Origin of the sequence: Sanguibacter biliveldensis (assembly GCF_033798665.1) — a bacterium.
Taxonomy (GTDB): Bacteria; Actinomycetota; Actinomycetes; order Actinomycetales; family Cellulomonadaceae; genus Sanguibacter; species Sanguibacter inulinus.
The window spans coordinates 878,633-893,462 of record NZ_CP138359.1 but is presented as its reverse complement, the minus strand read 5'-3'; the positions used below and the strand labels follow the sequence as shown (position 1 = coordinate 893,462).

Here is a 14,830-nt window from a genome sequence, read left to right as displayed (position 1 = left end):
TCGTCTCACGTTGACACCCATACCCCCCATGGGTATACCTTGACGACCGCCGGGTCCGCCGGCCCATCCTCAGGAGGAGATCTCATGTCTACCCACCCCCCGCCGTCGTCCAGGAAGCGGTGGCTCGGCCTCGCGCTCATCGCCACGGCCCAGTTCGTGGTCATCATGGACACGTCGATCATCGGAGTCGCCCTCCCGGACATCCAGGCAGACCTCGGCTTCACGTCCGAGTCGTTGTCCTGGGTGTTCAACGCCTACGTCGTCGCCTTCGGCGGCCTCCTCCTGCTGGGCGGTCGCCTGGCCGACGTCTTCGGCGCCCGCAAGATCTTCGCGCTGGGCTGGGTCGTGCTGATCGTCGGGTCTGTCCTCGCCGGAGCCGCGGGCAGCATCGGGCTCGAGATCGCCGGCCGGGCGATCCAGGGTGCCGGGTCGGCGATGATCGCCCCGGCCGCACTGACCCTGCTGATGATGCTGTTCGGCGGCACGCGCGACCTGCCGAAGGCCTTCGCCGTCTACGGTGCGGCGGCTCCAGTCGGAGGTAGCGCCGGGGTCTTCCTCGGAGGGATCCTCACCGAGTACGCGAGCTGGCACTGGGTCTTCTACGTCACCGTGCCGATCGCGGTCCTGGTGCTCGCGTTCACGGCGTCAGCCCTCCCGCGCACCGAGAGGAAGACCTCGGGTTCGATCGACGTCGTCGGCGCGCTCACCGTGACCCTCGGTCTGGCTGCGCTCGTCTACGCGGTCGTCAACGCCCCAGAGGTCGGGTGGCTCGCTCTGCCGACCCTCGCCGCGCTGGCCGCAGGCGTCGTGCTGCTGGTGATCTTCTTCGTGGTCCAGGCGCGGAGCCGCGACCCTCTGCTCCGCCTCGGGCTGCTGCGTGCGCCTCTGCTGGCCGCCGCGAACGGCGCCCAGCTGATGCTCGGTGCCGCATGGGTCTCGATGTGGTTCTTCCTCAACCTCTACCTGCAGCAGGTCCTCGGCGCGAGCGCCTTCGCGGCCGGCGCGGCGCTCCTGCCGATGACAGGGCTCGTCGTGCTCGTCATGCTGGCCGTCGCACCTCGGCTCCAGGACCGCTTCGGCGCGAGGTCGTTGATCGTGGCGGGGCTGCTGCTGCTCGCAGCCGGGCTCGTGTGGCTGTCCTTCGTGCGTCCCGACGGCAGCTATGCCGTCGACGTGCTGCCCGCGTCGCTCCTGGCCGCCCTCGGCATGTCCCTCACCTTCGTGCCGTCCCTCGGCACGGCGATCAACGCGGCTCCGCCAGCCGAGACCGGTGTGGCGTCGGGCCTGGTGAGCACGAGCTACCAGATCGGCTCCGCGCTCGGTCTCGCCGCGCTCACGGCCATCGTCTCCGTGGTCGCCGGAACCGACCCCGCTCCGGTCGACCTCACAGCCGGCTACTCGGCCGCCTTCGTCGGAGCGGCGGTCCTCGCCCTCGTCGGCGCTGCCGTGACGGCTGTCGCGATGTCGAGGCCCCGCGTGGGTACTCACTAGCGGTCGGCGGTCGGCGGTCGGCGGTCGGCGGTCGGCGGTCGACCAGCGTTCGGCATCGACTGCTGGTCTCTCGCAGGAGACCACGACCGGTCTCCCGCCGAAGACCACGTCCGGTCTCTCGCAGGAGACGACGACGCCCGGTGGCCCCTCACGGGACCACCGGGCGTCGTCAGCAGGTCAAGGACCTACCGGTGAGCTGATGCTCAGGCGTTCCAGCGCGGGAAGGCCGAGGCACCGGCGTAGACAGCCGAGTCGCCGAGGGACTCTTCGATACGCAGGAGCTGGTTGTACTTGTTGATGCGCTCGCCACGGGCGGGGGCACCGGTCTTGATCTGGCCAGCGTTGGTCGCGACGGCGAGGTCTGCGATCGTCGTGTCCTCGGTCTCGCCCGAGCGGTGCGAGATCATCGCGGTGAAGCCGGCGCGCTGCGCGAGCTGGACAGCGTCGAGGGTCTCGGTGAGGGTACCGATCTGGTTGAGCTTGACCAGCAGCGAGTTGGCCGAGCGGGCCTTGATGCCCTTGGCCAGACGCTCCGGGTTGGTGACGAAGAGGTCGTCGCCGACGATCTGCACCTTGTCACCCACGAGGGCGACGAGCTCGGCCCAGGAGTCCCACTCGTCCTCGGACAGCGGGTCCTCGATCGAGACGAGGGGGTAGTCGGCGACGAGCTGCGCGTAGTACGCGACCATGTCGGCCGGGCTCGTGGCCTTGCCCTCGAACTGGTAGGCACCCTCGGAGAAGAACTCGGTCGCTGCGACGTCGAGCGCGAGGCCCACGTCGACGCCCGGCTTGAAGCCGGCCTTCTCGATCGCGACGAGGATCAGGTCGAGCGCGGCACGGTTGCTCGAGAGGTTCGGCGCGAAGCCACCCTCGTCACCGAGACCGGTCGAGAGGCCCTCGCTCTTGAGGACGGACTTGAGGGAGTGGTAGACCTCGGCGCCGATGCGCAGGCCCTCGCGGAACGAGGAGGCACCGATCGGGGCGACCATGAACTCCTGGATGTCGACGTTGGAGTCGGCGTGCGACCCACCGTTGAGGATGTTCATCATCGGGACGGGGAGGACGTGGGCGTTCGGGCCGCCGACGTAGCGGAAGTACTCGAGGCCTGCGGACTCCGCAGCAGCCTGCGAGACGGCGAGCGAGACGCCGAGGATCGCGTTGGCGCCGAGCTTGCCCTTGTTGGGGGTGCCGTCGAGGTCGATCAGCGTGGAGTCGAGCTCGCGCTGCTCCTCGGCCTCGAGGCCGATGATCTCGGGGGCGATCTCTTCGTTGACGGCGTCGATGGCGCCCTGGACGCCCTTGCCGAGGTAACGGCCCTTGTCACCGTCGCGGCGCTCGACTGCCTCGAACGCACCCGTGGACGCACCGGAGGGCACGCCTGCGCGGGCGGACGAGCCGTCGTCGAGGACGACCTCGACCTCGACAGTGGGGTTTCCGCGGGAGTCGAGGATCTCGCGTGCGTAGACGACTTCGATGCTGGCCACAGATGCTCCTTCTAAGGACTACGGGTTTACGACCCAACACTAGTCGGATCCGGGCGGTCCTGGGGCGGGATGTTCGACCTATGGCGCACACGTTCACGCCTGAGCCACCCCCGCGTCACCGCTGCGCCACGTCGGTCAGGGGCCCGCGTGACGCTCCACGTCGCGGATCTCGGACTCGAGCGTGCGCAGGGCCGCGCGGAGCGCACCTTCGGCGTCGACGTCTGCCGCCTGGGCCCTGCGGACGACGGCGAGCAGCTCGGCGCCGACCTCCTCGGAGGTCAGACCTACCGGGCCGGGCGCCTCTGCCGCCCCGCCGTCCGGCAGGCCCGCGCGTCGGGCACGCGTGACGACCTTCTGCGCGCGCGAGAGCGCGCCCTGATCGAGAGGGATGCCGTCGAGGACCGACGCACGAGCCTTCTCCTGCTGCTTGATCTGGTCCCAGCGGGTGGTGAGGTGCGCAGCGTCGACGTACTCGTCGTCGCCGAAGACGTGCGGGTGGCGGCGGTGCAGCTTCGCGACGAGGTCGGCGGCGACGTCGTCGAGGGTGAAGGGGTCGTCGGGGTCCTCCGCGGCGATCCGCGCGTGGAAGACGACCTGGAAGAGGACGTCGCCGAGCTCTTCGCGCAGCCCTGCCCTGTCCCCGGTCTCGATGGTCTCGACGAGCTCGTATGTCTCCTCGAGCAGGTACCTCACGAGCGACTCGTGGGTCTGCTCGGCGTCCCACGGGCACCCACCCGGGGAGCGCAGCACATCCATCGCCTCGACGAGGTCGCGGAGCCGGTCGGCATCGCGGAGCCGGTCGGCGTCACGGAGCTGTTCAGCGTCGCGGAGCGGGTCGCGGACGGCGCCGGAGGGCTCGGTGCCCGACGGCTCGGTGCGGGCAGCAGAGGTCATGCTCTGATTCTGCCGCAGCCTCGACGCACGACGGGCTCGTCGCCACCGCGAGGGTGGACGACGAGCCCGTCGGCGGGGGCTGGGGACGGCCTGCGGTCGCAGGCCGTCCTCCTCGGTCAGACCGAGACCTTCTCCTCTGCGCCGATCGCGGCGACGATGTCGTCGACGCGCTGCTTGGCGTCGCCGAAGAGCATCGCGGTGTTCTCCTTGAAGAACAGCGGGTTCTGCACCCCGGCGTACCCGGTGGCCATCGACCGCTTGAACACGACCACCTGCTTGGCCTTCCACACCTCCAGGACGGGCATCCCGGCGATGGGCGAGCCCGGGTCGTCGAGAGCGGCCGGGTTGACGGTGTCGTTCGCGCCGATGACCAGCACGACGTCGGTCTCGGGGAGGTCGTCGTTGATCTCGTCCATCTCGAGGACGATGTCGTACGGGACCCTGGCCTCGGCGAGCAGCACGTTCATGTGGCCCGGCAGGCGCCCGGCGACGGGGTGGACACCGAAGCGCACGTCGACGCCCTGGGCCCGCAGCCGCGAGACGAGGTCCGCGACGGGGTACTGCGCCTTGGCGACGGCCATGCCGTAGCCGGGCGTGATGACCACGGAGCGGGCTTCCGAGAGCATCTCGGCGACCTCGACGGCGGTGACCTCGCGGTGCTCGCCGTAGTCGGTGTCGTCGGAGCCCGCGGCAGGGGCGCCGTCGTCAGAGCCGAAGCCGCCGAGGATCACCGAGACGAAGGACCGGTTCATCGCCTTGCACATGATGTACGACAAGATCGCACCGGAAGAGCCGACGAGCGCACCGACGATGATCAGCAGGTTGTTGCCCAGCATGAACCCGGCCGCGGCGGCAGCCCACCCGGAGTACGAGTTGAGCATCGACACGACGACAGGCATGTCGCCGCCGCCGATCGAGGCCACGAGGTGCCAGCCGATCGCGAGCGCGACGACCATCATGACGAGCAGCGGCCACACCGACGGGCTGGCGAGGAACCAGACGAGCAGCCCGGCGCACGCGAGGAGCCCGGCGAGGTTGAGCAGGTTGCGCCCGGGGAGCGTCAGCGGCGAGGACTTGATGCGCGCCGAGAGCTTGAGGTACGCGACGATCGACCCTGTGAAGGTGATGGCCCCGATGAAGATCCCGAGGAACACCTCCACGAGGTGGAGCGTGTCTGCGTGGGTCTCGGTGAGGTAGGAGTTGACGCCGACCAGCACGGCGGCAAGACCGACGAAGCTGTGCAGCATCGCGATCATCTCTGGCATCTGCGTCATCTCGACGCGTCGTGCCTGCCAGGTGCCGACGCCCGCACCGACGACGAAGACCATCGCGATGAGCAGGGCTGTGACGAGGACGGGCCGCTCGCTGCTGTCGAGGCCGAGGGCTACGGTCGCGAGCAGGGCCAGCCCCATGCCGAGCATGCCGAAGATGTTGCCGCTGCGGGCTGTGCTCTGCTTCGAGAGCCCGGCGAGGCTGAGGATGAAGAGGATCGTGGCGAGGACGTACACGGCCTGCGCGAGGGAGGCGAGCGTCATGTCAGGCGTCCTTCCGGAACATGGTGATCATGCGGTAGGCCACGAGGAACCCGCCGAAGATGTTGATGCTGGCGACTGTCGCGGCGACGAGGGCGAGCGAGGTGACCCACCAGTCGTCGCTGCCGATCTGCAGCAGCGCGCCGACGAGGATGATCCCCGAGATGGCGTTCGTCTGGGCCATCAGCGGCGTGTGCAGCGAGTGGCTCACGTTGGAGATGACGTAGTAGCCCACGAAGACGGCGAGCACGAAGACCGTGAAGAACCCGACGAAGGCCGGTGGGGAGAACGCCACGGCCAGCCCGAGGAGCACTGCTCCGAGCCCGTAGGTCGCCAGGCGGCGCTGGCTCTGGCGCCGGGCGGCCTCGGCGGCCAGCCGCGCCGCCACGACGGGGTCGACGGCGGAGACTGCTGCGGCGACCGGGGCCGGGGCTGCTGCCGAGACCTGGACGGGCGGCGGGGGCCACAAGACCTCTCCCCCGAGCGTGACGGTCATCCCGCGCTGCACGACGTCGTCCATGTCGAGGACGATCTGGCCGTCCTTGCCGGGCGTGAGCAGCTTCATGAGGTTGACGATGTTCGTGCCGAGGAGCTGCGAGGTGTGCTTGGGCAGCCGGCTCGCGAGGTCGGTCCAGCCGATGATCGTCACGCCGTCGTCGGTGACCACGACGCTCCCGGGGACCGTGAGCTCGCAGTTCCCGCCGCCTGAGGCGGCGAGGTCGACGACGACGCTGCCTGGACGCATGGCCGCGACCATGTCGGCCGTGATGGTCCGCGGAGCCGAGCCCCGCACGAGCGCCGTCGTGATGACGATGTCGGCCCAGGCGCTCTCCTGGGCGTACATGACGGCGGTCAGCCGCTCCTGCTCGTCGGTCATCGCCTGGGCGTAGCCGTCCGAGGACACCTCTTGCTGGGCGGCCTGCGCCTGGACGAACTCCGCGCCCATCGACTCGATCTGCTCCCCTGCCTCGGGTCGCACGTCGAAGGCGCGGACCTGCGCGCCGAGACTGACCGCGGCACCGATGGCCGCGAGCCCTGCGACGCCACCGCCGATGACGAACACCTTGGCCGGAGCGGTCTTGCCAGCCGCGGTGACCTGCCCGGCGAACATGCCGCCGTAGGCCTCGGCGGCCTCGATGACAGCGCGGTACCCCGCGACGTTCGACATCGTGCTCAGGACGTCGAGCGCCTGGGCGCGGGAGATCCGCGGGACCGCGTCGAGGGCGAGGGCGTTGACGCCCTGGTGCCAGAAGGCCTGGACGAGGTCCGGGCGTGCGGCCGGCGCCATCATCGAGACGATCGTCGCCCCCGAGCGCAGCCGCGCGATGTCGTCGTCGGCAGGCGGGTTGACACAGGTGACGATGTCGCTGGCCCACACCTCGTCGTGGCCGACGACCGACGCCCCGGCGGCGACATAGCTCGCGTCGTCGAAGCTGGCCTCTGAGCCCGCTCCGCTCTCGACGGCGACGTCGTAGCCGAGCGCGACGAGCTGCGCGACCGTGGTGGGGGTCGCCGCGACGAGCCTCTCCCCCGGACGTGTCTCGCGGGGTGCTCCGATCTTCATCGATTCTCCTCGTTCACTGGTCCGTGGACAGGCCGGTCGGCCGGAACCGGGTGCTGGGACGGCGTGCGCCCCGGCTGATGGAGCCTGGTCTACCACATACAGCGGTAAGCGTTTTCCAAACGGTAGTCGACACTCCGTCACCGGTCTGGTCTGGAGGTGGTGGGGAGGCGTCGTGCGCCGACCCACCGTCCATGGTGACCTACGCCGGACCCTGCGCTCAGGGACCTAAGCCCTTGCTGACCTGCGTCGTGGGCCGGTCGCGTCATCGCTGCGGGTGCTGGGCACCCGGCCTGCCGTGGGGTCCCGGCCGGCTGCCCAGCGCGCCTGCTACCGGCGCGTCCCGACCGACGCTGCTGCCGACACGTCGCCCGTGATGACGGCGTCGATGAGCTCCGTGGCCCAGGCGAGGATCTCCGCCCCGCGCAGCGGCCGCCCACCGATGCGGCCGGTGGTCGGGAAGGGCACGAGGACCGAGCGGATCGCCGGCTTGAGGATCGTCCCGGGGTACAGACGCTTGAGGCGCAGCTCAGCAGACTCGGCGAGGTCGACGGGCGCGAAGCGCACGTACTTGCCCTGCGCCGTGACGTCGGAGAGCCCGGCAGCCCGCGCGTGGTTGCGGAAGGCCGCCACGTCGAAGAGGTTGCCGACCACCTCGGGGACCGCGCCGTACCTGTCGACGAGCTCAGCCCGGATGTCCGCGAGGTCGGCGTCGGTCTGCGCGGCGGCGATCTTGCGGTACGCCTCGAGGCGCAGCCGCTCGTGCGCGATGTACTCGTGCGGCAGGTGCGCGTCGACAGGCAGCTCGATGGTGACCTCGGGCGCCTCCTCCTCGGCCTCGCCGCGGAAGGCTGCGACGGCCTCCCCGACCATCCGCACGTAGAGGTCGAAGCCGACCCCGGCGATGTGCCCGGACTGCTCACCGCCGAGCAGGTTGCCCGCGCCGCGGATCTCGAGGTCCTTCATGGCCACGGCCATGCCCGACCCGAGGTCGGTGTTGGCCGCGATGGTCGCGAGACGGTCGTGCGCAGTCTCCGTCAGGGGACGCTCGGGCGGGTAGAGGAAGTACGCGTACGCCCTGTCCCGACCACGCCCCACGCGCCCGCGGAGCTGGTGCAGCTGGGAGAGACCGAGCATGTCGGCGCGCTCGAGGATCAGCGTGTTGGCGTTCGAGATGTCGAGCCCGGTCTCGATGATCGTCGTGCAGACGAGCACGTCGAACTTCTTCTCCCAGAAGTCCATGATCACGCGCTCGAGCTGGTGCTCGCCCATCTTGCCGTGAGCCACCTCGATGCGGGCCTCGGGCACGAGCTCTTTGAGGCGCGCGGCCGTCCGGTCGATCGAGTCGACCTTGTTGTGCACGTAGAACAGCTGGCCCTCGCGGAGCAGCTCACGGCGGATCGCCGCGGTGATCTGCTTGTCGTCGTACGCCCCGACGTAGGTGAGCACCGGGTGGCGCTCCTCAGGCGGCGTCGCGAGCGTCGACATCTCCCGGATCCCGGTGACCGCCATCTCGAGGGTCCTGGGGATCGGGGTCGCGCTCATGGCGAGGACGTCGACGTTGGTGCGCAGCTGCTTGAGCGTCTCCTTGTGCTCGACCCCGAAGCGCTGCTCCTCGTCGACCACCACGAGGCCGAGGTCCTTGAAGCGGATGGACCCGGAGAGCAGGCGGTGCGTGCCGATGACCACGTCGACTGTGCCGTCCTTGAGCCCGTCGACGACCTCCTTCGCCTCCTTGTCGGACTGGAAGCGCGAGAGGCCCTTGACCACGACGGGGAAGCCCGCGTAGCGCTCGGCGAAGGTGTCGTAGTGCTGCTGGACGAGCAGGGTGGTCGGGACCAGGACCGCGACCTGCTTGCCGTCCTGGACTGCCTTGAAGGCCGCCCGGACCGCGATCTCGGTCTTGCCGTAGCCGACGTCGCCGCAGACCAGACGGTCCATGGGGATCGTCTTCTCCATGTCCTGCTTGACCTCGTCGATGGTCGCCAGCTGGTCGGGGGTCTCGGTGTACGCGAAGGCGTCCTCGAGCTCGCGCTGCCACGGGGTGTCCGGCCCGAAGGCGTGGCCCTTGGTCGCCATGCGCGCCGAGTAGAGACGGATGAGCTCGGAGGCGATCTCCTTGATCGCCTTCTTCGCCCTGCCCTTCGTCTTGGCCCAGTCCGAGCCGCCCATCTTGTTGAGGGCCGGGGACTCACCACCGGTGTACTTGGTCACCTGGTCGAGCTGGTCCGTCGGGCAGAAGAGCCGGTCTCCGGGCTGGCCGCGGCGCGAGCTCGCGTACTCGATGACGAGGTACTCACGGGTCGCGGCAGCAGCACCGCCACCCAGGGTGCGCTGGACGAGCTCGATGAACTTCCCGACACCGTGCTGCTCGTGCACCACGAAGTCGCCAGCCCGCAGCTGGAGGGGGTCGACGATGTTGCGGCGCTTCGACGGCATCTTGCGCATGTCTCGGGTCGAGGACCCTGCGCGGCCTGTCATGTCTGACTCGGAGAAGACGGCGATCTTGAGGTCGGGTGCGACGAACCCTGGGCCGAGCGGCGCCGGGGTCACGAGGACCACCCCGCCCTCGGGGTCCGTGGTGATCTCACCGACGAGCCGCGCCGGTGCGTCGGCGCTGCTCAGCTGCTCGACCATGCGCTTGGCCGGGCCGTGGCCCTCGGTCGTCATGATGAGTCGCCAGCCGGCGTGCTGGAGCCCGCGGACGTCGTCGAGGGCGCGCGAGACGTCACCGTGGTACGCCTCGACCTCACGGGCACCGATGCGCAGCACGTCGGCGTCAGGGTCCTGGAGGGGTGCGTCCTCGTCGCTGTCGTCCTCGGGGTTGTCGAGCCCGAAGGGGCTCAGGGTCCACCAGCCGAGGCCGCGGCGGGCCGAGAGGTCACGGGCGTCGTCGATCGTGTCGAAGGAGGCGGCGCTGAGGTCGATCGGGGTCGACCCGCCGGCCGCGGCCGACGTCCAGGCCGCGGCGAGGAACTCTTGGGTCGTCGCGACGAGGTCGTGCGCACGTCGTCGGACCCGCTCGGGGTCGCTCAGCACGACGAGGGCGTCGTCGGGGACGAGGTCGAGGACCGGCACCATGCGGTCGACGAGGACCGGGGCGAGGGACTCCATGCCCTCGACGGCGATGCCCGCGCCCATCTTGTCGAGCATCTCGGCGGCACCGGGGAGCTGCTCGACGAGGGCCGAGGCGCGGTCGCGCACGTCGTCGGTGAGCAGCATCTCGCGGCAGGGAGGCGCCCAGACGCCGTGGTCGGCGATCTCGAGGCTGCGCTGGTCGGCGACCGCGAACCAGCGGATCTCCTCGACCTCCTCGCCCCAGAACTCGACACGCAGCGGGTGGTCCTCGGTCGGTGGGAACACGTCGAGGATCCCGCCGCGCACGGCGAACTCGCCGCGGCGCTCGACCATGTCGACGCGTGCGTAGGCGGCTGCGGACAGGCGGTCGGCGACCTCGGCGAGGTCGGCGCGGTCACGGACCTCGAGGCGTACGGGCTCGAGGTCGCCGAGACCCTCGACGACGGGCTGGAGCAGGGCACGCACGGGCATGACGAGGACGCGGACCGGTCCTGTCATGCCGAGGTCGGCCGAGGGGTGGGCGAGGCGGCGGAACACGGCGAGGCGCTTGGCGACGGTGTCAGAGCGCGGAGACAGACGCTCGTGCGGGAGCGTCTCCCACGCGGGCAGCACCGCGACGTCGTCGTAGGGCAGGTAGCAGCGCAGCGCCGAGGCGAGGTCGTCGGCCTCGCGGCCCGTCGCCGTGACGACCACGAGCGGGCGCGAGCCGTCGGCGCCGGTCTCCGGGATGAGGCCCTCGCTCGCACGGGCACCGGCCATCGCGGCCAGCAACGGCGGGCGCACGCCCGCCGGGCCGATCACGTCGAGCGCGCCGCGGGCCCGCACACGGTCGACCGTGGCGCGCGCGCCCTGGTCCTCGAGGAGAGCGGAGATGATGCCCGTGAGATTCATGTGTCCTTCACCAGTGCCGACGATCGGCCGGCCAGACGCCGGTCGTGCGCTCGCGCTGCGCCCATGACAGATGGTCGGGGCAACGCGAACAGGCCCGAATCATGAATGATCCGGGCTACGTGGTTCTAGCGTACGACGCACCACCGACATCGCGCGGGGAGACCCCGGAGGACCGGGGAGGCCCCACGGGTACCCGGGTCAGCGCTGGTCGTCGGGGATCGGGATCGGCTGCGGGCCGGGCCTCGGCGTCCGGTCCGGCGGGGTGAGAGGGCCGGGCTCACCACCGGGGCCTGTGGGCAGCGGGAGCGGGAGCGGGTCGACCGTCGGTCCCGGGGCTGGTGCGACCGGGGTGCTGGTCGGCGGTGGCTGCTGCTGGAGCAACCACTCCTCGTGCGAGTCAGCGACGATCCCGGCAGCATGCTGCAGGCTCGCCGTCGTCGCACGGAGCCTGGTCGTCGCCGTCTGCACGTCGCTGAGCCTCGTGCGGTCCACGTCGGCGTCGAGGACGCTCTGCGCCACCGTGAGCGCGTCGGCCAGCCCTGTGCGCGACGCGGGGTCGGCGACCTTGCCGTCCGTCGCCCTGAGGAGCTCGTCGGCGGAGAGGACGGCCGTCTCGAGGGTCGAGCGCGAGGAGTCGAGGTCGGCGAGCGCCTCGTCGAGGTCGGTGTCGGGGGTCGACGTGCCACTCGGCTCAGCCGTCGGAGCGCCGGCGGCCGGGTCGTCGGTCACCGTGCCTCCTGGGACGGGTTCGCGCTGGCTGGCGAGCAGCACGAGCACGACGACCGCCCCGGCCACGAGCAGCACGGAGAGGAGCGCGAGGAGGATCTGCCTCTGCCGGCGGGCGGACAGCGCGTCCGGTGCGCCGTCGTCGGGCAGGTGGTCGAGCGGCGAGCGGTCCTGCGGCATCACGGCCCCTGTCAGTGGCATCGGTGCGGCTCGTTCGAGGGGTGAAATCTACAGGCTCGGAGAGCCTGCTGTCAGACCTCTCGTCTACGGATCTGGTGAAGCTGTCACGCCCGGGCTGCGGACGGGGGCGATGCCGGTGCCGGCCCCGGCGTCGTCGCCAGCTCCGCCTCCGCGAGCGCTGCCCGCACAGGTGCGAGCCCGTCCTCGTCGTACCTGTCGCCGACGTCGTCGAGCATGTACCGGCACGCCCACGCCGTGGCCCGGGCTGGCACCAGGTCCAGCTGCGCGCTCTCGGTCCACCCCTCGAGGAAGGCTCGCCACGTCGGGTCTCCGAGCAGCGGGACGGCGTGGGGGTCGAGGTGGAAGATGCTCGCTGTGCGCGCCCGGTCGAGGGCGGCAGGCCCGGCCGCGGCGTTGGTCCAGTCGATGACGGCGGTGACCTCGTCGTCGTCGCCGAGCACGATGTTGAGAGGGTGCAGGTCGAGGTGCAGCAGCACGTCCTCCTCGCTCCTGGGGTGGTCGTCGTCCCCTCGCACCCTGGCGAGCCCTGCAGGCGGGCGGACGGTGCTGATCGCGGCCTGGGCTCGGCCGCACGCTGCTCCGCGCCTGCGCGCCCTGTCGAGGCTCATCCCGTCGAGCGCAGCCGCGTCGGTCCCCGGCGCACGGCGGATCAGCGCCGCTGCGCCGTCGCCCGAGGGGCTGTCGTACCGGTCCACGAGCTCGGGCACCGGGACCACGGCTGCTGCGGCCGAGGACGCAAGGTGCTCGTGGTCGAGCACCTGCGGCCAGCTGAGGCGCAGCACGACGTCGTCGACTCCGAGCACCCGCCCGGTCGCCCCACCGAGCGGCACGAGCCGCTCCGGGTCCAGCCCGAAGCTGCGCGACGCCTCGCGCACCAGCCGGGCGACGTCCTGCTCGTCCATGACGTTCCCCTCCCTGCGACAGACCGGTGTCGCGTAGACCGATATCACCCATGGTGACTTCTCCCCCAGCCTCCCACGAGGATTCAGCCCCGTGACCTGCGCTCACGCCGATACGATCGGCGTGCCTGCAGCCCTCCGGTCGCAGAGCCCCTCACGAGAGAAGGCACTCCCATCATGTCGCCGTCCCTGTCCCGCCCCTCGGGCCTCTCCCTCCGCGGCCTGTCCGTCGTGGCACTGTCGGCCGTCGCCGCCCTCGCCCTGTCGAGCTGCTCCGTCTTCGACAGCTCGGGTTCCTCGAACGAGCCCCCGCGCGACGAGACGAACGGCCAGATCACCGAGACGGCCGACGCCGACGTCTTCTCCATCAAGGTCGGCGACTGCCTCGACTACGCGGCCCTCGGGTCGGGTGAGATCAACTCGGTCCCCGTCGTCCCCTGCGGCGAGCCGCACGACGGCGAGGTCTACGCGGAGATGTCGTTGCCCGACGGCGACTACCCCGGCGACGACGCCGTCAGCCAGCAGGCAGACACCTACTGCTACGACCAGTTCGCGACCTTCGTCGGGATCCCCTGGGACGACTCGTCGCTCGACTACTCCCCGCTGACCCCGACGGCTGACAGCTGGGACGGCTTCGACGACCGTCTGATCCAGTGCGTCGTCGCCTCGCAGGACGACGTCACCGAGTCCTTCAAGGGCTCGCAGCTCTGAGCTGCTCCGGACGACAGACGACGGGCCGCCCTACCTCTAGGTAGGGCGGCCCGTCGTCTGCGAGCAGCCCGTCGACAGTAAGCAGGCTGTCGTCTGCGAGCAGACCTCAGAGGGTCAGTCGGGCCTCAGAGCGCGACCCCGACGAGCACAGGCTCAGGGACGAGCTCGATGCCGAATGCTGCGTCGACACCCCCGCGGACCTCACGAGCGAGCCGCACGATGTCGTTCGCGGTCGCGTGGCCACGGTTGGTGAGGGCGAGCGTGTGCCGGGTCGAGACCCTCGCGGCGCTGTCCGGCCCGTCGACGCCGTACCCCTTGCCGAAGCCGGCACGCTCGATGAGCCACGCGGCCGAGACCTTGACGACGCTCGGGTCGATCGTGCCGAGGGCCGGGCCTGTCGTCGTGGTCGGGGTCGCCGTCCGCACGGGGAACACCGGGACGCCTTCGGGCAGGTCCGCGACGAGGTCCGCGGGGATGATCGGGTTGGTGAAGAAGGAGCCGGCGCTCCAGCGGTCGTAGTCCGGCTGGTCGCCTGTGTCGAGGAGCATCCCCTTGCTGCCGCGCAGCTCGAGGACGGCGTCGCGCACCGCGCTCGTCTCGGCGCGGGCGCCCTCGTCGACACCGAGCCGGCGGGCGAGCTCGGGGTACACGATGGGCGTCGAGAGCGTCCCGATGCGCAGCTGGAAGCTCACGTCGAGGACCACGTAGCGCGGGCTCGGGTACCACGGCGCCCGCGGGTCGACATCGCCAGGCTCGCCTGCGCGCGAGTGCGGCATCTGCGTCGAGCGTTTGAGCATCGACGTGCGGTAGCCGAAGTCCAGGTCGACGAGAGACAGGGTTCGCACACGACCGCGCCCGCGGTCCCAGACCCTCACGTTGGCGACAGAGCCGGAGATCTCCTGGCCGTAGGCGCCGATGTTCTGGACCGGGGCTGCGCCGACGGTCCCCGGGATACCCGAGAGCGACTCGACACCGACCCAGCCGCGGTCGATCACCTCGGCGACGAGGTCGTCCATGCTGTGCCCGGCCGGGGCGGTGAGGTTCGCACCGCCGCAGGAGTCGGCGCTCTCGACGCGCAGCCCGGAGCGCTGGTCCTGGATCACGACCCCGGAGAAGCCCTCGTCGGCGACGAGCAGGTTCGAGCCGCCGCCGAGGATCAGCGCGGGCTCACCCGCGTCGTCAGCAGCCCGGACGGCGTCGATCAGCTCGGCCTCGGTGGTCGTGCGGACCAGGGTGTCCATGTCCCCGCCGACGCGCAGCGTCGTGAGGTCGGCGAAGGTGGGTTCGGCCAGTGCTCTCAGGTCCTCGGTCACCCGGCCAGTTTAAGACTCCGATCCTCACCTGCGCTGCCCGCGCAGGTGA

Annotated in this window: 10 protein-coding genes; 2 read left to right on the top strand and 8 right to left on the bottom strand. The window is 70.7% G+C overall.

What is annotated here, in order from left to right; genetic code table 11:
• Positions 1-84: 84 nt before the first annotated feature.
• Positions 85-1,491 (top strand): MFS transporter, encoded by a 1,407-nt coding sequence (locus SANBI_RS03830; RefSeq protein ID WP_319159083.1) that lies wholly within the window; start codon positions 85-87, stop codon positions 1,489-1,491.
• 203 nt (positions 1,492-1,694) lie between these two features.
• Here SANBI_RS03830 and eno read toward each other — a convergent pair whose 3' ends face one another.
• From eno to SANBI_RS03795, 7 genes are all read right to left on the bottom strand, one after another.
• Positions 1,695-2,975, bottom strand: a complete 1,281-nt coding sequence (gene eno / locus SANBI_RS03825) for a phosphopyruvate hydratase (RefSeq protein WP_056136632.1) — start codon at positions 2,973-2,975, stop codon at positions 1,695-1,697.
• Positions 2,976-3,110: 135 nt separating this feature from the next.
• Complete coding sequence (locus tag SANBI_RS03820) at positions 3,111-3,869, bottom strand: nucleoside triphosphate pyrophosphohydrolase (protein WP_319159081.1); 759 nt, start codon at positions 3,867-3,869, stop codon at positions 3,111-3,113.
• A gap of 116 nt (positions 3,870-3,985) precedes the next feature.
• Positions 3,986-5,404, bottom strand: a complete 1,419-nt coding sequence (gene pntB, locus SANBI_RS03815) for a Re/Si-specific NAD(P)(+) transhydrogenase subunit beta (RefSeq protein ID WP_319159078.1) — start codon at positions 5,402-5,404, stop codon at positions 3,986-3,988.
• A gap of 1 nt (position 5,405) precedes the next feature.
• Complete coding sequence (locus SANBI_RS03810; protein ID WP_319159076.1) at positions 5,406-6,965, bottom strand: Re/Si-specific NAD(P)(+) transhydrogenase subunit alpha; 1,560 nt, start codon at positions 6,963-6,965, stop codon at positions 5,406-5,408.
• Between the two features lie 327 nt (positions 6,966-7,292).
• Positions 7,293-10,931 carry a transcription-repair coupling factor gene (gene mfd, locus SANBI_RS03805; RefSeq protein WP_319159074.1) on the bottom strand — a complete coding sequence of 1,213 codons (3,639 nt, stop codon included), beginning with the start codon at positions 10,929-10,931 and terminating at the stop codon, positions 7,293-7,295.
• A 198-nt stretch (positions 10,932-11,129) separates the two neighbouring features.
• Positions 11,130-11,858 (bottom strand): hypothetical protein, encoded by a 729-nt coding sequence (locus tag SANBI_RS03800; protein ID WP_319159072.1) that lies wholly within the window; start codon positions 11,856-11,858, stop codon positions 11,130-11,132.
• An 83-nt stretch (positions 11,859-11,941) separates the two neighbouring features.
• The gene (locus tag SANBI_RS03795) at positions 11,942-12,760 is read right to left on the bottom strand and encodes a phosphotransferase family protein (RefSeq protein WP_319159070.1); all 819 of its coding nucleotides are present in this window, start codon (positions 12,758-12,760) and stop codon (positions 11,942-11,944) included.
• 174 nt (positions 12,761-12,934) lie between these two features.
• Here SANBI_RS03795 and SANBI_RS03790 point away from each other — a divergent pair, with 174 nt between their 5' ends.
• On the top strand, positions 12,935-13,468 hold the full coding sequence (locus SANBI_RS03790; RefSeq protein ID WP_319159067.1) for a septum formation family protein: 534 nt from the start codon (positions 12,935-12,937) through the stop codon (positions 13,466-13,468).
• A 125-nt stretch (positions 13,469-13,593) separates the two neighbouring features.
• On the opposite strand, the gene SANBI_RS03785 is transcribed toward SANBI_RS03790, so the two are convergent.
• Positions 13,594-14,781: a UDP-N-acetylmuramate dehydrogenase gene (locus SANBI_RS03785; RefSeq protein ID WP_319159065.1), complete on the bottom strand. Its 1,188-nt coding sequence runs from the start codon at positions 14,779-14,781 to the stop codon at positions 13,594-13,596.
• Positions 14,782-14,830: the final 49 nt, after the last annotated feature.